The organism is Pseudoalteromonas sp. 2CM39R, from assembly GCF_023161845.1.
Map to the genome: position 1 here is coordinate 1 of NZ_JALNTM010000046.1, position 19,214 is coordinate 19,214.

The window sequence follows — 19,214 nt, forward strand, 5'->3', positions numbered from 1 at the left end:
GTCCCCATCGTCTAGAGGCCTAGGACACCGCCCTTTCACGGCGGTAACAGGGGTTCGAATCCCCTTGGGGACGCCACATTACTTTAAGTAAGTAATGTGTTGGAAAGACTATCTATATATCATTTCAAATAGAACTAAGATTTTTCAACTTAATATTCCTTATTCTCCATATATCTTTACGATATAGACTCCATATATTTCTAAAACTTTAATTCCTATAGATCACTTTTACAGATCATTTTAATACTTTATAGTATCTAGCAACTCATCAGCTAACCATAAGGAAATTAAAATGTTAGCTAAACGTGTTGTACTCATACTAATTTCTTTAGTCATTACTGCTTGTTCAGACTCAAATGAGGGAGTAGCGCTAGGAACGCTTGAGCGTGAGCGTGTGATCCATCCTGCAACGACTAACGAAATACTGATCGATTTACCCGTTTCAGCAGGCCAGTTGGTCGAAAAAGGGCAGGTGATTGCAAAGTTTGATGCCGAACTACAACAAGCGATTGTTGCTAAAGCACAAGCTCAACTAACTCAAGCCACTGCATTTCTTGAAAAAACCTTGAATGGTGCTCGCCCCGAAGAAGTTGCTGCCGCATCAGCCAAAGTAGCAGCAGCCAATGCTGCATATACGCAAAGCGAAGCTAATTTTCGCCGTGCAAAAACCTTAGTTAAAGATAAACTCGCAAGCCAAGAAACCTTAGACAGTGCAACCGCTGCACGCGATGAGACTTTCGCTAATTTAGAATCAGCAAAGCAGAACTTAAATGAGTTAACAAATGGTTCTCGCGTTGAAGATATTAATAGTGCGAAAGCGCAAGTTCAGGCGGCAGAAGCAGAACTAAAAGTACAGCAAAAATACCTCTCAGACCTGACAATTAAAGCGATGCGTGCTGGCAGGGTCGATAATTTACCTTGGCACGTAGGTGAGCGAGTTACCAAAGGCAGCCCAGTCGTTATCGTTCAAGCAAACAGCGCACCTTATGCTCGCGTATATATCCCTGAACCATATCGTGCCAAGCTCAATCAGGGCATGACACTTACGGTTCGCGTCGATGGCATAGATAAAGATATACAGGGTGAACTGACCTGGATTGCCTCAGAGCCTGCGTTCACGCCTTTTTATGCCCTTAATCAGGAAGAGCGTGCGAGATTAATGTATCTTGCTGAGGTAACACTACCGGTAAGTGAAAATAATTTACCGACAGGCGTACCTGCTCAAGTGATTATGCCATGACTGAATCGGTGATCCATGCCAAAGGTTTGGTAAAACAATTTGGCGATTTAAAAGCGATTGATAACCTTGATCTAGACGTTGAGCAAGGGCAAATTTATGGCTTTTTGGGCCCTAATGGCTGTGGTAAAACGACAGCAATCCGTATGCTTACGGGGTTATTGAAGCCAACCTCTGGTGATATCAATGTGCTTGGCTTGAGTCTGCCAAAAGATGCTGAAAAGCTCAGAACGCAACTTGGTTATATGACGCAAAAGTTTTCACTTTATAGTGACTTGACCGTACTTGAAAACCTAAAGTTCATGGCGGCGCTTTACCCGTTTAAAAAGCAGCAAAAACAACAAAGAATTGACGAATTGCTCCATACTTATGGTCTTGATCAAAGAGTTGATCAAATGGCCGGAAGTATGAGTGGGGGCCAACGGCAGCGCTTAGCATTGGCTGCTGCTGTGATTAATAAACCGAAAATTTTATTTCTTGATGAACCTACATCGGCAGTCGATCCACAAAATCGCCGTGACTTTTGGGAAACACTGTTTGACTTAAGTAATGCCGGTACCACGATATTAGTCACCACTCATTACATGGATGAAGCAGAGCGTTGTCATCGTTTAGCCATTTTAGAATCAGGTATTAAACGCGCGGATGGCTCTCCAAAGCAATTAATGACAGACATGCACGCTCATGTTGTAGAAATCGCAGGGGCGCAAACCAGAGAATTAAAAAAACAGCTCGCAACAATCGACCATGTTATCTCAGCCACTCAATTAGGTGCACAGCTGCGAGTATTAGTAAAAAAAGATCTTCAAGACCCCGTTGAGTTCATAAAGCAGCAATCATTTTGTCAGGATACGTGGCAAGTAAATAGTGTGCGCCCAAGCCTTGAAGACGTGTTTGTCACCTGCACAGGGCAGGGCAGACAATGAGTATTATGACTTCATTAAGCCGAATAAAAGCAATTGTAAGCAAAGAATTATTACAATTACGCCGCGATAGAATGACATTTGCGATGGTGGTGATGATCCCCCTTATCCAACTGATTCTATTTGGTTATGCTATTAACACTAACGTCAAAGATATCCCTGTTGCAGTGGTCGATCATAGTCAAACTGCGCTCAGTCGCATTTTAGTACAAACAGTATCGGCGACAAATGTGGTTAAAGTGACTGATTATTACGACAGTATAGAGCAGGCACAAACAGCAATCGCCAGTGCGAAAGTGCGAGCAGTGCTGTTTATACCCCACGATGTGGCAAACCGACTTGCTCAACACCCAACAGTGGGTTTTGGGTTACCTGATGGCAGTAATGAGTCGTTAGTCAGGCCAATTGCGCATTGGTTAGTTGATGGCTCAGATACAATGGTAGCGTCGAGTGTAAAATCGCTGCGCAATATGCCGCTTACAGAACTTCTCGATAAGCCTGCGAATAGAACTTACCCAACCTTTGAAACGACCTTATTTTATAACCCAGAACAACGCTCTGCGGTGAATATTGTGCCAGGTTTAGCTGCTGTTATTTTAACCATGACGATGATTATGTTTACCTCTGCTGCCATTGTTAAAGAGCAAGAGCGAGGAAATATGGAGCTCTTAATTACCTTACCGTTAAGCTCACTGGAATTAATGATTGGTAAAGTGGTGCCTTATATCTTTATTGGTTTTATTCAGTTATTTATTATATTAGGCATGGGTAAGCTCTTGTTTCACATTCCTTTTGGTGGCGGTTTAGTCGCGTTGGTTGTCGCAACCTTTGCTTTTATATGTGCCAGTTTAGTGCTTGGCTTAGTACTTTCAACAATCGCTAAAAACCAGCTTCAAGCAATGCAAATGACAATTTTCATTCTATTACCTTCTATTTTATTGTCAGGTTTTGTATTTCCCTATGAAGGTATGCCAAAAGCAGCGCAATGGCTTGCTGAGTGTTTACCCGCAACGCATTACCTAAGATTAATACGCGGAATTGTGCTAAAAGATGTCAATTTAATAAGTATGAGCAGTGACTTACTTTGGCTTTTAGCCTTTACTATTTTGGGCTTGGCTGTGGCTGCATTTAGATTTAAGAAAACCCTTGATTAGGCTGGGCAATTTAAGGCATATGTGCTTAACTAAAAAGTAATTTTAATTCATTTTGAGTAGACATTAGCGTGTGGCGAGTATTTTGGCTGGCGATGCTATTAGTTACGTTTGATGGCTATGCAGCAACGATAAACCTAGCCCATACCATGAAGCATGAACATTTTAACCAATTGCTTAGTGAGTTTGCAGAGCAAAGCGGTTTAACAGTTAACTCTGTATTGGTTGACCAAAAGGCGCTAAAGGTAAGGTTGGTACAAAATACTAGTACCAGCACCTCAACAGACGTAATTATTGTACCCGCTGATCACTTAGGTCTTGATAAATATGCCAACTACAGCACCATTCCAGACTCACTCATAGCTCATACCACAGACAAGCGAACCTTAGAAACTGCAAAGTTAAACAATAAGCTTTTAGGTATACCCATCATTCAAGGGAATCACTTGTTACTTTTTTATAATAAGCAGTTTGTTAAAGAGCCAATAGAAAATTGGCAGGATATATACCAAATTCAACCATCATTGCCTGAAAAAGTGAAACTCGTTACATGGAGTTTTATGGAAATGTATTGGTTTATACCGTTCTTATCGGCTTTTAATGGCGACCTAATTGTAGATAATCAAGTTCAGCTAAATACACCAGCAATGCAATCGGCTCTCAAATTTGTTTGGGGTTTAAATAAACAAAACCTGGTTGATAGGCAGTGCGATTACACTTGCTCAAATAATGCATTTAAAGCGCAGCAAGCCGCTTTCACCATTGATGGTGCATGGGCATTAAAAACGTATGAAGAGGCATTGGGTAATAATTTAGGAATACAACAATTACCGAAACTCAATGGTGAGTATATGCAGCCTTATTACTCTACCTTTGTACTGGCATTTCCAAACCATGCTTTAAATGGCGTTAATAAAGAAAGCTTGATCAAATTTGCTAAATTGGTTCAAGCAGAAAAATTCCAAACACTGGTTTGGCAAAAGCTTCAAGATATCCCAGTTAACACTGAGGTTTTAAATAACCTTAAAGCACAACAAGGCACTGAGTTATCAACCTTAATTGATGCCATACAATTCACAAAACCTATGCCTTCTACCGCATCTATGATCATCGTGTGGGAGGTATTAAATAAAGGCTTTATTCGCTATGGTAGCGGTGCTTTAACTGCTGAGCAAGCGGGGCTTTTTATGCAAGGGTTGGCAGAGCGTTCGATTGCCAATGAAGGGGATGAATGAGTAGTCCACGCTTTAGTCGCGCCTTATTTATCAGTGTATTACTACTGGTCATTATTCCCCTACTGATCCTTGCAGGTTTGATGATAGGGCGATTCTATTTAAGCTCAATTGACCAAGCAAATACGAGTTTGCAATGGCAAGCTAGAAATAATGCGGCCAGTCTTGAACAACTATTATTTAAGCTTGAGAAAAACAGCCAATTGCTGAGTAGCACTAAAGCGATAACTGAGTTGCCCAATAAAGTGGTGTACTCACAGTTCGCGCTTGTACAACTGCAGGAGTTTGTTGCCCAGAATCCACAGATAAAAGCATCGATTGTAATTGATAATCAAGGGTTTATAGTTGAGGGGTACCCTATTACCTCTTTAAATTTGAACTATAAACTCACAAAAAGTATTCTCGAAAGCGCCAAGGCATCAACACAGCAAAACACAGTTCAAATTATCGATAACCCCCAAGTTAGTGAATTATTTGCGCCTGCAGAGGCAAAACAAAATGCCTTACTGGCAATTACATCTAAGTTGTTACATGAGCAAGATTCTCTTAGTGAGCCAATAATCAAAACGGGCGTGTTAGTGTCTTTTGTGCCTTTATCAGAGGCGTTAAAGTGGCTTGCAATTCATAATGAACAACCGGTTTATCAAGCGGGTAAGCAGGTACAAATTACTGCACAAGATAACATTTTATATAGCGTGGGCGATGCTGGCGATCACGGCAAATTAATGGGGCAGGCCTCAATCAGTACTGTTTATTTTCAAGGTAAGCCAACCCGTTTACAGTTCCAAATTAATGAAGCAAAAACCACATACACCGGCGCTGTAAAGCAAACGGCCATATTAGCAGGGTTGCTAATTGTAGGACTTTCTATTTTTTCATTTATATTAGTGCGCTGGCTGACTGCACGGCTCCATAACCCGCTAAATCGCATTACTGCTCTTAGTCGTGAATACGCGTTAGGTAATTACAAACAAGATACAGACGATTTTCATTATCAAGAGTTTAAAGATATTGCTGATTCGCTCAGCAGCATGGCCGATACCATTGATATACAAATTACTTCATTGCAATTAGAAAAACTTCGCGCTGAGCGCTCTGAGCAAGTTAAAAGCCAGTTCTTAGCCAATATGAGCCATGAAATACGAACACCGATGAATGGTATTGTGGGCTTTTTACAGCTACTTAATAAAAGCACGCTAACACAAGAGCAAGCAGAGTTTGTAAGGCAAATAAATAACTGTAGTGATGTGTTATTGACCGTGATTAACGATATTCTTGATTTTTCAAAAATAGAGGCCAATAAAATAGAGCTCGAGTCACGACAATGTGATTTAGTCGCGCTTTGCCATGACCTTATCTTACTATTTAAACCGAGCTGTGATGCCAAAGGGGTTGGCTGCCGGCTTGAGGTCTCCTCATTACAATCGCTGAGCGTGGAATGTGATGAAATACGCGTTAAACAAGTGCTGATTAACTTACTCTCTAACGCCGTTAAGTTCACCAATCAAGGAGAGATCGTTCTTTCGCTTACTCTGCAAAGCCGAGATGAACACCAGACAGCCGTCGTGTTATCGGTAAAAGATACAGGCATAGGTATCGCTGAAGATAAAATAACATCTCTGTTTAATCCTTTTGTACAAGCGCAAAGTAACACCACTCGTGAATATGGAGGGACCGGTCTTGGACTTGCCATCAGTAAAGGAATGATTGATTTGATGGGAGGTACTATTGCTATCGACAGTGAGCTTGGAAAAGGCACTGAGTTTACTATTAATGTTAATTTTAAATCACTAAACCCACAGGACGCTAGCGCAAAAGTACACCAATTTGATGAAAACATTCAGTTCGATTTTAAAGCCATCGACAAGCCAATATTAATTGCTGAAGACAACCCGATTAACCAAATTGTTATCACTAAGTATTTAACTCAATTAGGTCTAAATTATGAATTGGCAGAAAATGGACAAATTGCCTGTGAGAAAACCCTAACACAAGATTACGCATTGATTTTAATGGATATCCAAATGCCGGTGATGGATGGATTAACTGCCAGCGAAAACTTACTTGCAAGGCCAGATTTTGGTACGCCGATTATTGCCATCAGTGCTAATGCAATGAAAGATGACATCGAAAAAAGTGCAAAAATTGGTATCAGTGACCATATCGCAAAGCCAATTAATTTTGCTGAACTTGAAAAAGCACTCGCAAAGTGGCTATCTCAGCAATCGCTGAAATAGCCGGTATGAATCAAAAAGTGTTGTTATCTTTTTTCTGAATTAACTCAATCGCATAACCATCTGGGTCTTTAACAAATGCAATTTCAGTTGTGCCGCCTTTGACAGGACCCGGCTCACGGCTCACATTACCGCCAGCTGCTTTAATGTCTTCGCAGGCTTTGTAAATGTCATCAAACTCGATAGCAATATGGCCGTATGCATTACCCAAATCATAGCTATCAGTATCCCAGTTATAAGTAAGCTCAAGCACAGTCGAATCTTTTTCGTCACCATAACCGACAAAAGCAAGGGTGTAGCGGTACTCTTCGTTGTCTGCACGGCGCAGCTCTTTCATACCTAATACCTGCGTATAAAATTCAATTGATTTATCTAAATCAGCAACGCGAAGCATTGTGTGTAATAAGCGCATTTTAAGCATCCTCTTTTTTGTCTTTAAATTCACACAACTTTAATAGCACAGCATGGTATGGGCTGCGTATTAAAATTATTAAAAGAAAATTATAAGTTATTTCGATTACTTGCACAGTAAGATTGAGATAAACCGTAAACACTATGCTGTTAAATTAACAATTAAGCTCATGATTTGGAGATATAATCAGGCCCTTGCAATTTTGCAATAGGATAGAGTACTACAGCACCTTTGTCGCAGACAGTTGAAATTACATCTTCTTACTGTAAAGGTAATAGGTGAATAACATAAAACTTGAAAAATAGGCTGACAAAGCATTCAAGACATAAATAGCAACGCTCTATTATCAAGCCCGATAAAGCTAAGCCTCCGAGGGAGAATAAAACATGGCGTATGTTGCCAATTTCAAAACTGTAGTCATCTCTACATTGTTTGCGTTTTGTACAAGCGCGGTTAATGCAGATGAAGTCTCAAATTCAAACAACAGTAAGAAGCCGATACCAGAAGCCACTAAATTTGTGACCCAGCATAAAGGTACTTTTAATGACAAAAGGATGAAATACGAAGCTGTAGCCGGTGAAACTTATTTATTAAACAAAAACGAAGAGCCAACTGCTGCTATCTTTTCGTTTGATTATATAGCTGCAAGCGATAACAAAAACAGACCAGTCACATTTATCTGGAATGGTGGCCCAGGCTCATCGTCTAATTGGTTACATATGGGTGCATATGGTCCTAAACGAGTTGTTGTACCAAGCGATGCTTCACATCCAGGAATGGCTCCTTACGAATTAAAAGATGCACCTGAGACGATACTTGATGTGACTGATATGGTATTTGTGGACCCTGTTGGCACAGGTTACTCGCGTGCCTTAGGTGATACTGAAAGCAAGGCGTTTTGGGGCTTAAATCAAGATGCATCTTCTATCGCTGATTTTATTGCCCAGTGGCTAACAAAAGAAAATCGCTGGAATGCACCAGTATTTTTATTGGGAGAGAGCTATGGGACAACTCGAGCAGCAGCGGTTTCTAAAGTACTGATGGATAAACACCTGATTAATGTAAATGGCATTATTTTTGTGTCACAGGCTTTAGACTATCAAGGTTCAAGCCCTTATGTTGATGACAACATCATTTCTTACATCACTTACATACCCACACTTGCTGCAACTGCTTGGTATCATAAAAAAGTAGACACATCTGGAGATTTTGAAGCATTTATAGATGCGAGCCGACAATTTGCAGTTGATGAATTACTACCAGCATTATTTAAGGGTAATACCCTTAGTAAAGCTGACAGAAAACAAGTTGTTGACGGCCTGCACCGTTATACAGGGCTAAGCAAACAGTATATTGAGCAGGTTGATTTACGCATTAACGCCTTTAGATTCGCTAAAGAGTTATTGCGTGATGAGGGCGTCGCAGTAGGCTTTCTTGATGGACGTTATAAGCTTGATGAACGAGACGATTTAACTGCGGCTCCTAAGCAAGATGCGTCAAAAGTGATAGGGCCGGCATATAAAGCAGCACTAATGAAATACATGCGCACAGATTTAAACGTACAGTGGAAAAGAAAATACTTAAACCCTGGCGATCCTGATTTATCAGATAACTGGCGCTGGCGCACTGCTCCTGATGGACAAGGCTGGGAGCCAAGATACGTCAATACAGCGCCAGATTTATCTTATGTGCTTCGCAGCAATCCACAAATGAAAGTGATGGTTGCTTCAGGGTATTACGATATTGTCACGCCATTTTTTGATGCTGAATACACCTTAAATAGACACGGTATATACGCTGATAAAATTGACTATCACTATTATCACGGCGGTCACATGATGTATGTTCACGAACCAGCAAGAGTGGCGCTGTTAAGAGATACGCGAGAATTTATTAAAAAGCAGGTGAGAGGAAATCCACGATAACGGCTAGGTCCATTGTGCCAAACCCTGTGTTTGGCACAATGCGCAAAGTGTGCTTATGGTATGCTATAAAAGGTTAAGAACTTTGCAGATATAGCGCCTTTCAAGGGTTAACCATTGGTGCACATCGACCATATTTGTTGCTAATGTTTGCCAATATCTGCCATAATCAAAGACTGTAAATATATAGGAATTAACTATGGCAACTTTAAATATCTCTATTCCAGATGAAATGCGCTCATGGATTGATGCCCAAGTTGAGTCAGGTCGATTCTCAAATGCAAGTGATTATATCCGCGATTTGATCCGCCATAATCAGAGTGAAAAAGATGCTATTAGAATGGCATTAGTAGAGGGTGAGCTAAGTGGTGAGAGTAAGTTAACGGTTTTAGATATTATATCCAAATCCAAAAACAAAACTTAAAGCGAATGGCTAAATATATTCTCTCTAATAAAGCTCAGTATGACTTGGAGCGTATTTTTCAGTACACCGAAATTGAATTCGGTGTTTCTCAAGCAGAAAACTATTTAATTGGAATACATGAAACGCTAATGGCTTTGTCTACTGAGCCGAGCCTTGCTCAAGATGTTAGCGATATCAAGCCAGGATATTCTCGGTATATATTTAGAAAGCACTACATCTTTTTTAAAAAAAGAGCCAACGATATTTTCATTGTGAGAATTCTGCATCAACAAATGAAGGTTCAACTACACCTAACAAGCTAATGCAGGTCCGCAATAATACTTAATTACTCTGTCTTCTCTTTAAACTCACACAAGTCTTCGATAATACAGCTGCCGCATTTAGGTTTACGAGCAGTACACACATAGCGGCCATGCAGGATTAACCAGTGGTGTACATCGACTTTAAATTCTTTAGGTACCACTTTTTCTAATTTTTGTTCTACAGCAACTACATCTTTACCCATAGCAAACTTAGTGCGGTTAGAAACGCGGAAAATATGCGTATCAACAGCAATAGTCGGCCAGCCAAAGGCACAGTTTAAAACTACATTCGCGGTCTTTCTGCCAACACCCGGTAATGCTTCGAGCGCTTCACGATTCTCTGGTACTTCTGAGTTATGTTTATTGACCAGAATCTCACACATTTTATAGACATTATTGGCTTTAGAATTAAACAAACCAATGGTCTTTATGTAATCGCGAAGGCCTTCAAGGCCTAGATCAAGAATCGCTTGAGGCGTGTTAGCAACAGGGAATAGCTTACGGGTTGCTTTATTAACACCCACATCTGTTGCCTGTGCTGATAAGGTAACCGCAACTAATAATTCAAACGGGCTTGAGTATTCAAGCTCTGTTTCTGGGTGCGGGTTTTGCTCACGTAAACGAGATAAGATCTCATAGCGCTTTTCTTTATTCATGGTGGCGTAAAGCACGCAGTGACGGTGCGTGCTCTCCTTTAAGTTAAACTTGTCACTCGGGCTCTCGGGCCTTTTTCTGCTTCAGGAGTAACAACTTGCTTAGATTTTATTTGTGTATCAATGACATTTTTTGCAGCAATCAATAAACCAAGCCCTAAAAAGGCACCCGGTGGTAAAATTGCCAATAAAAATTGGTTATCAAAACTAAATACTTCAATTCGAAGTGCAGCAGCCCATGGCCCTAATAATAAATCGGCGCCATCAAATAGCGTACCTTGACCAATAAGCTCTCGCATTGCCCCTAGCACCACTAAAACTAACATAAAGCCAAGTCCCATCATCAGGCCGTCAAAGGCTGAAAGTGGCACCGTATTTTTAGAAGCGAATGCTTCTGCGCGACCGATAATGGCACAGTTGGTAACAATCAGTGGAATAAAAATCCCCAGTGATTGATAAAGGCCAAATGTATAGGCATTCATCATTAGCTGCACGATGGTTACAAAGCCTGCGATGATCATCACAAAAACAGGAATACGAATATCTTTAGGTACCCAATTACGCACAATCGATACGGTGACGTTAGAACCAACCAGAACCAATAAAGTTGCTAAACCTAGGCCTAATGCATTGGTAATCGTAGAGGTAACGGCAAGTAGCGGGCACAAGCCTAATAACTGCACAAGGGCAGGGTTATTGGCCCACATGCCATCTTTAAATAAAGTTTTAATTTGGCTCATTACTTGGCTCCTTGACAGATGTTTGGCGCAGCAAACAAGTTATCAAATTCAGCTTGGGCAAACAGCACAGCTTGTTTTACTGAGCCGACAACGGCACGCGGTGTAATGGTTGCGCCAGTAAACTGATCAAATTGGCCACCATCTTTTTTAACAGCCCAGCGGCTATCATCTTCACTCAGTACATTTTGCCCTTTGAAAAGGGTGATCCAGTCTGATTTTTTGACCTCAACTTTATCGCCAAGGCCCGGTGTTTCTTCGTGCTTAGTGACACGAACACCTGCTATTTCACCATTGGCAAAAACCGCCGTTAATAAGTTGATATCGCCGCTATAACCACTTGGTGTTACATGGCGCATCACTAAAGCGTAAGGCTTATTGTCTTTGTAAGCACGATAAATAACTTGCTCTGGGCGTGGACCTAAACGCTCATCGGTGATCACAACACAATCTTTGTACAGTTGATTGTCATAATGATGGGCATCAAGTACTTGTTGAAGTTGCTCTGCAAGCTGTTGCTTTTCTTGCTCTTCAATACGCTCAGCAGTCAGGCTATGAGTCAGGGCTACAGTGCCTGTGGTAATAAGCGCAAATGCTGTAAGAATAGCGCCGTTTTTAGTCATTGAGGAAAGGATCATTATTTCACCCCATGGCCGTAAGTACGTGGTTGCGTGTAGTAATCAATTAAAGGCACCGCCATATTTAACAGCAATACACTAAATGCCACAGCATCAGGGTAACCACCGAAAGTACGAATTAAGTAAACAAGTAGACCAATTAACGCACCGTAAATTAAACGGCCTCTATTCGTTGTTGATGCAGAAACTGGATCGGTAGCAATAAAGAATGCTCCTAACATGGTCGCACCACTGAATAAATGAAATACCACGCCTGGCTCTGTGCCAGGAGCTGCAATATAACCAATACCACTGCACACGGCCAATGAGGCTAAAAAGCTAACAGGGATATGCCAATTAATGATTTTAGCTTTTAATAAATAAAGACCCCCGATTAAAAAGCCGAGGTTAACCCAGCCCCAGCCAAGACCAAACCAGTCATTAAAAAGAGGCTTACTCATGCTCTCAGCCACCGTTAGGTGATGGGCTACATCTGTTTTAACGGTATCAAGTGGTGTTGCCATAGTTGTGCCATCAATTGCTACACGTAATTGATCGACACTAAACCCAGCGCTGGTAAAACCATTGAAAATAACAGACAGCTGTTGTGAGAAGCTGATCGGAGATGCAAGTAAATCACTAACAGGTAACCAACTGGTCATTTGCACCGGAAACGATACAAGTAGTAATACATAAGCTGCCATAGCAGGGTTAAATAAATTAAAGCCAAGGCCGCCATAGAGCTGTTTTACAATAACAATTGCAAACATACAGCCAATTACGATGATCCACCAAGGCGCTAAAGGCGGAATACTCAACGCCAGTAATACGCCCGTTAACCAAGCACTGCCATCACTAAGTGTTGGCCAAACTTTGCGTTTACGAAGTAGTAAAACAGCAGCTTCACAGGCGCTAACAGTAATAAGTGCGAGAACAAGCTGAATTAACACAGCGCTACCAAAAAAGAAAACTTGCGCGATTAAGCCTGGAATACACGCAGCAATCACTGTCATCATTAATCGGCTTAATGATTTATGGCTATGATTATGCGGCGAACTTGCCATGGTTAGTTTCATGACTTATCGTTTCCTTCTTGTTGTAACTTTTTGGCTTTAGCTCTTGCAATGGCACGAGCGACCGCTGCTTTTTTCTTATCTTCGCTAGATTCAGGTTCATCAACCTGTGGTTTTGAATCATCAAGTTGTTCTGATGATTCGTCACTCTGCGCTTGCTCTTTAGCGGCCTTTTTCGCTTTGGCTCGAGCTATGGCAGCTGCAACAGCGGCTTTTTTCTTATCTTCGCTAGATTCAGGAGCGTCAGCTTGTGGCTTGGCATCAGCCTCATCATTTGAATCATTTATTTGCTCTGAAGAATCGTCACTCTGTGCTTGCGCTTTAGCGGCTTTTTTCGCTTTGGCGCGAGCGATAGCGGCAGCAACGGCGGCTTTTTTCTTATCTTCGTTAGATTCAGGAGCGTCAGCTTGTGGCTGGGCATCTGCCTCAGCACTTGAATCATTAGTTTGTTGTGAAGAGTCGTCACTCTGCGCTTGCTCTTTAGCTGCTTTTTTGGCTTTAGCACGGGCGATAGCGGCAGCAACGGCGGCTTTTTTGTCATCAACTTGCGCGCTATCTTCTTCAGCTTCAGTTTGATTCTCAGCTGCTTGCGCTGCTTTTTTCGCTTTGGCACGGGCGATAGCAGCTGCAACAGCAGCTTTTTTGTCATCAACAGGCGCGCTATCTTCTTCAGCTTCAGTTTGATTCTCAGCAGCCTGCGCTGCTTTTTTCGCTTTAGCACGAGCGATTGCAGCGGCAACAGCAGCTTTTTTGTCATCAACTGGTGCACTATCTTCTTCAGCTTCAGTTTGATGTTCAGCAGCTTGCGCCGCTTTTTTCGCTTTGGCTCGAGCGATTGCAGCTGCAACAGCAGCTTTTTTGTCATCTTTTGGCGCAGCGTCAGTCTCAGCAGAATCGTTTTCTTCTGCAGCTTGTGCGGCTTTTTTCGCTTTAGCGCGGGCAATAGCGGCAGCAACAGCAGACTTTTTATCGTCTTTATCGACGCCTTCTTCACCTTGCTCTAGTGCTTTTTGCTCTTTGTACTTACGTGCTTGTTCTTTACGTGCTGCACGCTCTTTAGCTACTTCAGAGTTATCAGGCTCAATCTCTGCACCTTGCTTTTTCGCTTTCGCACGGGCAATAGCTGCAGCGACAGCTGACTTACTGTCTTTATCATCAGATTTAGATTTAACACGCGCGAGTGCATCGGCCACTTTTTGTTTTTCGCCATCTGACTTAGCAGCCGGCTTACGTTTGTGGCGGTTTTGACGCTCTTCTTGTTCGCGCTCTAAGCGCTCTTTACGTGCTTCAAAACGCTCTTTTGCTCGCTCTGCTTTGATTTGCTCTGCTTGCTGCTCTTTGATTTCAGCTTTAGCAACACGATAGTACTGCACCAAGGGGATTTCGCTTGGGCAAACATAAGCACAGGCGCCACATTCAATGCAATCGAATAAATTGTGCTCGTTGAGTTTGTCGTATTCTTTAGACTTAGCAAACCATTGTAATTGCTGAGGTAACAATGAAGCAGGGCAGGCGTCAGCACAGGCACTACAACGAATACAGGCTTTTTCATCACCCGGCTCAGCAAGTTCTTGGTGATCTGGCGCTAAAATACAGTTCGTCGTTTTAACGACACCAATGCGAACTGTTGGCAGAGTAAAGCCCATCATTGGACCGCCCATAACCACACGTTGCTGTGGAACCGGAGAAAAGCCTTGGCAGTCTAATAAATGTTTAATTTCAGTGCCTAGTAAAGCCCACACATTACCTTGTTTATGAATGGTGTTACCGGTTACCGTTACTACACGCTCTATAAGAGGTTTACCTTCATGTACGGCTTGATTTACCGCAAACAAAGTACCGACATTTTGCACCAACATACCAATATCAGCAGGAATACTACCACTTGGGACTTCTTTGCCCGTTAGCAGTTTAATTAGCTGTTTTTCACCGCCAGAAGGGTAAACCGTTGGCACTGTTTGCACTATGATGCTGTCGTTATGTTGTGCTGCTTGTTTCATGGCAGCAATAGCATCGGGCTTATTATCTTCAATACCAATAATTGTCAGCTGTGGACTTAACAGCTGCTGCATTAATTCAATACCGGCAATTATGCCATCGGCATGTTCGCGCATTAGCATATCATCAGCGGTGATATAAGGTTCACACTCAACGGCATTAACAATTAAAAACTCGATGGCTTTACGGGTATCTGCTTTTACATAGGTTGGGAAACCTGCGCCGCCCATACCTGCAATACCGCTTTGATGAATAATATCTACAAGCTCGTCATGGGAAAGTGCTTTGGCATCAGTTACAGGGTTAAGTTCGCACCAGTTATCTTCACCATCAGGTTCAATAATAACGCTAAGCTCAGGCAACGCTGACGGGTGAGCAGAGGGCATTGGGCAAATATCGCTGATCAACCCAGATGTTGGCGCGTGCACAGGCACTGACCAATTGCCGCTTGGTTTAGTTAATGCTTGGCCTTTTAGAACCTGCTGGCCTTTTTCAACAATAAGTTTACCGTTAGCACCAATATGTTGTTTTAGAGATACAACGAGCTTGTCTGGTAGTGGCAGTCTTGCAATGGCTTGTGTTGTTGATTGCAGTTTTTGACCCGGTGGGTGAATGCCCCCAGGTATAGACCACACTTTGCCTTGTTTAATTTGATCTATTAACTTTTCCATCTGTGCTCCTAATCTACCTGAGTCACAGGGATTGCGTTTAATTGCCATTTCCAGGTTTGTTTGGTTTCTTTTACAGGCAGCATATCAATACAGTCTACAGGGCATGGTTCAACACATAAGTCACAACCGGTACATTCATCAATTAATACAGTGTGCATTTGGCGGGTTGCGCCAACGATGGCATCAACAGGGCAGGCTTGAATACATTTGGTACAGCCAATACATTCATCTTCACGAATATAGGCAACGGTTTTAACAGGATCTGCTTGCTCACCGCCTGCCAGCGGTTTTGCTTCTACACCCATTAAATCAGCGAGTTTTTTTACCGTGGCTTCGCCGCCTGGCGGGCACTTATTTATTTCGTCACCATTGGCAATTGCTTCTGCATAGGGACGACAGCCAGGGTAGCCACATTGGCCACACTGTGTTTGCGGTAAAATGGTATCAATTTGGTCAACAATAGGGTTGCTCTCAACGCGAAAACGCACGGCGGCAAAACCTAAAATTAAACCAAATATTAGCGCTAATGAACCTAACGCTATCAAAGCATAAAACAAGGTCATATTAAAACTTCACTAATCCTGTAAAACCCATAAAGGCCATCGACATAAGGCCTGCGGTGATCATCGCAATTGAAGCACCTTTAAAAGGAGCAGGGACATCAGCCGCAGCTAAACGCTCACGTAATGCGGCAAACAGTATTAACACCATAGAGAAGCCCACTGCGGCACCAAAGCCGTACACAGCCGATTGTAAGAATGAATGGTCTTCTTTGATATTAAGTAGGGCAACACCTAATACAGCACAGTTAGTGGTGATAAGCGGTAAGAAAATCCCTAATAAGCGATAAAGTGTCGGGCTGGTTTTTCTCACCACCATTTCGGTAAATTGCACGACAACAGCGATAACCAAAATAAAACTCATGGTACGCAAAAATTCGATATCCAGCGGGATCAAAATATAATGATTCACCAGATAACTAGTCACGGAGGCAAGTGTAAGTACAAAGGTTGTGGCTAAAGACATACCAATCGCGGTATCTAACTTACCCGATACACCCATAAACGGGCATAAACCTAAGAATTGAACTAAAACGAAGTTGTTGACTAGCACAGTGCCAATCAATAACAAGACATACTCTGTCATGCGTGCCTCACGAGAATAAAAACGGCTCTATTATCCTTTTTTATGGGGGCCGACACAACACATGAGGGACGAATAGCTAAAATTAACAAAGCTGTTTACGATTAAAGTGTTAAAGCAAAGTTAATAGATGGAATAGGCCCAAAAATAGTAAGGTTTTTTGGGCCTTAAAGAGGGGTTAGATATCTTTTGGCTTTTCGATGTAATAGCCTTGCACACCATCTAAGCACAGCGTTTCGATGATATGTTTTTCTTCTTGGCTTTCTACGCCTTCAGCAAATACACTCACACCAATACGGTGAGCAAGATCGACCATTAAACGCATAAAGTATTGATTGTTTTTATCTTCTTCGAGGCCGCGAGTATAGCTTGCATCCATTTTGATAAAGTCAGGTTTTAAGTCTCTAAAGAATTTAAATGAGGTTAACCCCACACCAAAACGCTCTACAGTAATGCGTGCGCCCACGCGATGTACCATATCGATAAAGCGTTTACTTGCTTTAATGTTTTGTTGTAATCCAAACTCACTGACTTCAAAAATAAGTTTTGATGCAATGTTACTGTCTTTCAGTAAGCGGCGCTCTAACCAGATCACAAACTGATCATTGTGAGCGCTTGATGCCGTAACATTAATACCAAAGAATTTTTCAGAGAAATTACGCGTTTTAACTTTTTCTAAAGTGGTATCGATAATTAAGCGGTCAATTTCCATTGCCATTTCTAGCTTCTCTGCCATAGCAAGGAAAGAGGCTGTTGGCAGCATTTGATTTTCTGCGGTTTTAAAACGAACTTGAATCTCTGCATAGGCTTTAACACTTTTACCTATTGGCATAATGTTCTGCATAACCAAGTGAACACGTTTCGACTCAATCACTTCGCTAATAACTTTACGCCAGTTTTGGTTACCAAAACCTGCGCTGGCGTTATTAACTAAGTCTGTTTCGCGCTGCACATGCCATGCATTCGCTTGTTTTGATTGCGCCATACTCATAGCATTATCAACAATCGATAATAACTCACCAAGCGGCTTACCTTTTTCGTAGCCAACAATACCTGTGTTAGCAACTGAACTTAATTCTTGGTTTTGCTGATACTGAGTAAAACGCGATTGTAAGTTATCGCCAAAGCGTTCAGCTTCTTTAAGAGGGGTATTAGGCAATACCACTGCAAAGTCAGAGCTGTTTAAACGAAAAACCTGACTGCCTGTATAGGTGCCGCTAATATGTTTAATAATATCGGCCACACCTTTTACGTATTCATCACCTTTTTGGTAACCACGGGTTTGGTTGATGGTTTGCAATTCGCTACAACGAACCATGGCAAGCGAACCAAACGTGCTCTTTTCTGCGTTCTCAATATTCTTTTCGTAGTACTCAACAAACATATTTCGATTGCCAAGGTTTGTAACTACATCTTTATACGCTTCTTTTTTAATATTTAGCGCATTATTTTGAATGTCATCATGCTTGGTCTGTAAGAAATGCGATAGGCGATTGAACGATGGAATTAAATCTTTGCTTAGCTTCTTTAAGCGGGTGGTATCCATCGCTTGCTCAAGGTCACCGTTAACCTGATTTTGGTTGATATAAATATCAACAATATCTGAAATGGTCGTACTAATTTTGCGATTTAGGCGGCGGAACATGCTCTTCATATAAATAATAGGAAGTAGGGCAATTAGGCCTGAAATCAAAACGACAATAAATAAAGACTGTTGTAATAGGCTAGCTAGGTTGTGTGCATTAATCGTAAACTCTACTTTAATGTCAGATGTTTGATTAACGGCGAACTGAGGGCGAATAGAATTAAAACTATTATTAACTATTTCAGCAAACAAGGGTAGGGATTGGCTAGATTCTACCATGCTAACCACTTGACCTGATTGATCACGGATCACAAGTTTAGAAAAAGTACTGCCATCGGCAAATGCTTTTTGTATTTTCTCTGGTGCAAGTTGCTCAATGGTTTGTGTATTTATATATGCGTTTACTACACGCTGCGCTTTTTGCTGTGCATCACTGACTGCGCTATCAAAGCTAAGCGCAATAAAGTACCCACCTAATAATGCAAACAGCAACCAAGATATAAGTTGTATGAAAATAAGTTTTTTAAAGCCAGCCATGTTCTTATCTTTTAAAAGCCTAAAGGAAGGAATCAATTCCTTGATTGATTGCTTTAAGTATAGTCGTTGTATTCTAAAGCATAATATAGAATAAACTTAAATTAGGTTAGATTATAAGTGCTTTAAAGTCTAATACAATCGACGAATAGTAGTAGATAAAATTTTAATAGATTCGTGGAGTTGGCTCCCCCTCCCCGACTCGAACGGGGGACCTGCGGATTAACAGTCCGTCGCTCTAACCAACTGAGCTAAGGGGGAACTAAATAGAGTAGTGTGGTGCTATGATTTGGCTCCCCCTCCCCGACTCGAACGGGGGACCTGCGGATTAACAGTCCGTCGCTCTAACCAACTGAGCTAAGGGGG

Annotated in this window: 17 protein-coding genes and 2 tRNA genes; 9 read left to right on the plus strand and 10 right to left on the minus strand. The window is 41.7% G+C overall.

The window, feature by feature from the left end; all coding sequences use genetic code 11:
* The 6 genes from MTF66_RS37750 to MTF66_RS37775 all read left to right on the plus strand — a co-directional run bounded on the left by MTF66_RS37750 (window position 1) and on the right by MTF66_RS37775 (window position 6,780).
* Window positions 1-76, plus strand: a tRNA-Glu gene (locus MTF66_RS37750).
* A 216-nt stretch (window positions 77-292) separates the two neighbouring features.
* On the plus strand, window positions 293-1,240 hold the full coding sequence (locus MTF66_RS37755; protein ID WP_248530291.1) for an HlyD family secretion protein: 948 nt from the start codon (window positions 293-295) through the stop codon (window positions 1,238-1,240).
* Window positions 1,237-2,163 carry an ABC transporter ATP-binding protein gene (locus MTF66_RS37760; RefSeq protein WP_248530292.1) on the plus strand — a complete coding sequence of 309 codons (927 nt, stop codon included), beginning with the start codon at window positions 1,237-1,239 and terminating at the stop codon, window positions 2,161-2,163. The genes MTF66_RS37755 and MTF66_RS37760 overlap by 4 nt, the downstream gene beginning before the upstream one ends.
* Window positions 2,164-2,168: 5 nt before the next feature.
* Window positions 2,169-3,314, plus strand: a complete 1,146-nt coding sequence (locus MTF66_RS37765; RefSeq protein WP_248530299.1) for an ABC transporter permease — start codon at window positions 2,169-2,171, stop codon at window positions 3,312-3,314.
* A gap of 68 nt (window positions 3,315-3,382) precedes the next feature.
* A complete protein-coding gene (locus MTF66_RS37770) occupies window positions 3,383-4,546 on the plus strand; it encodes an extracellular solute-binding protein (RefSeq protein WP_248530293.1) in 1,164 nt (387 codons plus the stop codon).
* Window positions 4,543-6,780: an ATP-binding protein gene (locus MTF66_RS37775; protein ID WP_248530294.1), complete on the plus strand. Its 2,238-nt coding sequence runs from the start codon at window positions 4,543-4,545 to the stop codon at window positions 6,778-6,780. The genes MTF66_RS37770 and MTF66_RS37775 overlap by 4 nt, the downstream gene beginning before the upstream one ends.
* Before the next feature lie 10 nt (window positions 6,781-6,790).
* Here MTF66_RS37775 and gloA read toward each other — a convergent pair whose 3' ends face one another.
* Window positions 6,791-7,189, minus strand: coding sequence for a lactoylglutathione lyase (gene gloA / locus MTF66_RS37780; RefSeq protein WP_054553771.1), 399 nt, complete (start codon window positions 7,187-7,189; stop codon window positions 6,791-6,793).
* Between the two features lie 386 nt (window positions 7,190-7,575).
* On the opposite strand from gloA, the gene MTF66_RS37785 reads away from it, so the two are divergent.
* The 3 genes from MTF66_RS37785 to MTF66_RS38685 all read left to right on the plus strand — a co-directional run bounded on the left by MTF66_RS37785 (window position 7,576) and on the right by MTF66_RS38685 (window position 9,837).
* Window positions 7,576-9,114: a S10 family peptidase gene (locus MTF66_RS37785; protein WP_248530295.1), complete on the plus strand. Its 1,539-nt coding sequence runs from the start codon at window positions 7,576-7,578 to the stop codon at window positions 9,112-9,114.
* A 196-nt stretch (window positions 9,115-9,310) separates the two neighbouring features.
* Window positions 9,311-9,535: a type II toxin-antitoxin system ParD family antitoxin gene (locus MTF66_RS37790; protein WP_199526221.1), complete on the plus strand. Its 225-nt coding sequence runs from the start codon at window positions 9,311-9,313 to the stop codon at window positions 9,533-9,535.
* A gap of 5 nt (window positions 9,536-9,540) precedes the next feature.
* Complete coding sequence (locus tag MTF66_RS38685; protein WP_138602595.1) at window positions 9,541-9,837, plus strand: type II toxin-antitoxin system RelE/ParE family toxin; 297 nt, start codon at window positions 9,541-9,543, stop codon at window positions 9,835-9,837.
* A 23-nt stretch (window positions 9,838-9,860) separates the two neighbouring features.
* Here MTF66_RS38685 and nth read toward each other — a convergent pair whose 3' ends face one another.
* The 9 genes from nth to MTF66_RS37835 all read right to left on the minus strand — a co-directional run bounded on the left by nth (window position 9,861) and on the right by MTF66_RS37835 (window position 19,109).
* A complete protein-coding gene (gene nth / locus MTF66_RS37795; RefSeq protein ID WP_054553695.1) occupies window positions 9,861-10,493 on the minus strand; it encodes an endonuclease III in 633 nt (210 codons plus the stop codon).
* A gap of 38 nt (window positions 10,494-10,531) precedes the next feature.
* Entirely contained in the window at window positions 10,532-11,230 is a 699-nt protein-coding gene (locus tag MTF66_RS37800; RefSeq protein WP_248530296.1) for an electron transport complex subunit E, read from the minus strand.
* Window positions 11,230-11,865, minus strand: a complete 636-nt coding sequence (gene rsxG, locus MTF66_RS37805) for an electron transport complex subunit RsxG (RefSeq protein WP_248530297.1) — start codon at window positions 11,863-11,865, stop codon at window positions 11,230-11,232. The genes MTF66_RS37800 and rsxG overlap by 1 nt, the downstream gene beginning before the upstream one ends.
* Complete coding sequence (gene rsxD / locus MTF66_RS37810; RefSeq protein WP_119853325.1) at window positions 11,865-12,920, minus strand: electron transport complex subunit RsxD; 1,056 nt, start codon at window positions 12,918-12,920, stop codon at window positions 11,865-11,867. The genes rsxG and rsxD overlap by 1 nt, the downstream gene beginning before the upstream one ends.
* On the minus strand, window positions 12,917-15,586 hold the full coding sequence (rsxC, locus tag MTF66_RS37815; RefSeq protein WP_248530298.1) for an electron transport complex subunit RsxC: 2,670 nt from the start codon (window positions 15,584-15,586) through the stop codon (window positions 12,917-12,919). The genes rsxD and rsxC overlap by 4 nt, the downstream gene beginning before the upstream one ends.
* Window positions 15,587-15,594: 8 nt before the next feature.
* The gene (gene rsxB, locus MTF66_RS37820) at window positions 15,595-16,149 is read right to left on the minus strand and encodes an electron transport complex subunit RsxB (protein ID WP_054563643.1); all 555 of its coding nucleotides are present in this window, start codon (window positions 16,147-16,149) and stop codon (window positions 15,595-15,597) included.
* 1 nt (window position 16,150) lies between these two features.
* Complete coding sequence (gene rsxA, locus MTF66_RS37825) at window positions 16,151-16,732, minus strand: electron transport complex subunit RsxA (protein ID WP_054553689.1); 582 nt, start codon at window positions 16,730-16,732, stop codon at window positions 16,151-16,153.
* A gap of 175 nt (window positions 16,733-16,907) precedes the next feature.
* Window positions 16,908-18,851, minus strand: coding sequence for an EAL domain-containing protein (locus MTF66_RS37830; protein WP_063530132.1), 1,944 nt, complete (start codon window positions 18,849-18,851; stop codon window positions 16,908-16,910).
* Window positions 18,852-19,032: 181 nt separating this feature from the next.
* Window positions 19,033-19,109: transfer RNA gene (locus MTF66_RS37835), tRNA-Asn, on the minus strand.
* Window positions 19,110-19,214: the final 105 nt, after the last annotated feature.

Excerpts from the sequence above, each read along its gene's own strand:
- MTF66_RS37755 (WP_248530291.1), top strand. The coding sequence starts at position 293 with ATGTTAGCTAAACGTGTTGTACTCATACTAATTTCTTTAGTCATTACT.
- MTF66_RS37760 (WP_248530292.1), top strand. The coding sequence starts at position 1,237 with ATGACTGAATCGGTGATCCATGCCAAAGGTTTGGTAAAACAATTTGGC.
- MTF66_RS37765 (WP_248530299.1), top strand. The coding sequence starts at position 2,169 with ATGACTTCATTAAGCCGAATAAAAGCAATTGTAAGCAAAGAATTATTA.
- MTF66_RS37775 (WP_248530294.1), top strand. The coding sequence starts at position 4,543 with ATGAGTAGTCCACGCTTTAGTCGCGCCTTATTTATCAGTGTATTACTA.
- gloA (WP_054553771.1), bottom strand. The coding sequence starts at position 7,189 with ATGCGCTTATTACACACAATGCTTCGCGTTGCTGATTTAGATAAATCA.
- MTF66_RS37785 (WP_248530295.1), top strand. The coding sequence starts at position 7,576 with ATGGCGTATGTTGCCAATTTCAAAACTGTAGTCATCTCTACATTGTTT.
- MTF66_RS37790 (WP_199526221.1), top strand. The coding sequence starts at position 9,311 with ATGGCAACTTTAAATATCTCTATTCCAGATGAAATGCGCTCATGGATT.
- MTF66_RS38685 (WP_138602595.1), top strand. The coding sequence starts at position 9,541 with ATGGCTAAATATATTCTCTCTAATAAAGCTCAGTATGACTTGGAGCGT.
- nth (WP_054553695.1), bottom strand. The coding sequence starts at position 10,493 with ATGAATAAAGAAAAGCGCTATGAGATCTTATCTCGTTTACGTGAGCAA.
- MTF66_RS37800 (WP_248530296.1), bottom strand. The coding sequence starts at position 11,230 with ATGAGCCAAATTAAAACTTTATTTAAAGATGGCATGTGGGCCAATAAC.
- rsxG (WP_248530297.1), bottom strand. The coding sequence starts at position 11,865 with ATGATCCTTTCCTCAATGACTAAAAACGGCGCTATTCTTACAGCATTT.
- rsxD (WP_119853325.1), bottom strand. The coding sequence starts at position 12,920 with ATGAAACTAACCATGGCAAGTTCGCCGCATAATCATAGCCATAAATCA.
- rsxC (WP_248530298.1), bottom strand. The coding sequence starts at position 15,586 with ATGGAAAAGTTAATAGATCAAATTAAACAAGGCAAAGTGTGGTCTATA.
- rsxB (WP_054563643.1), bottom strand. The coding sequence starts at position 16,149 with ATGACCTTGTTTTATGCTTTGATAGCGTTAGGTTCATTAGCGCTAATA.
- rsxA (WP_054553689.1), bottom strand. The coding sequence starts at position 16,732 with ATGACAGAGTATGTCTTGTTATTGATTGGCACTGTGCTAGTCAACAAC.
- MTF66_RS37830 (WP_063530132.1), bottom strand. The coding sequence starts at position 18,851 with ATGGCTGGCTTTAAAAAACTTATTTTCATACAACTTATATCTTGGTTG.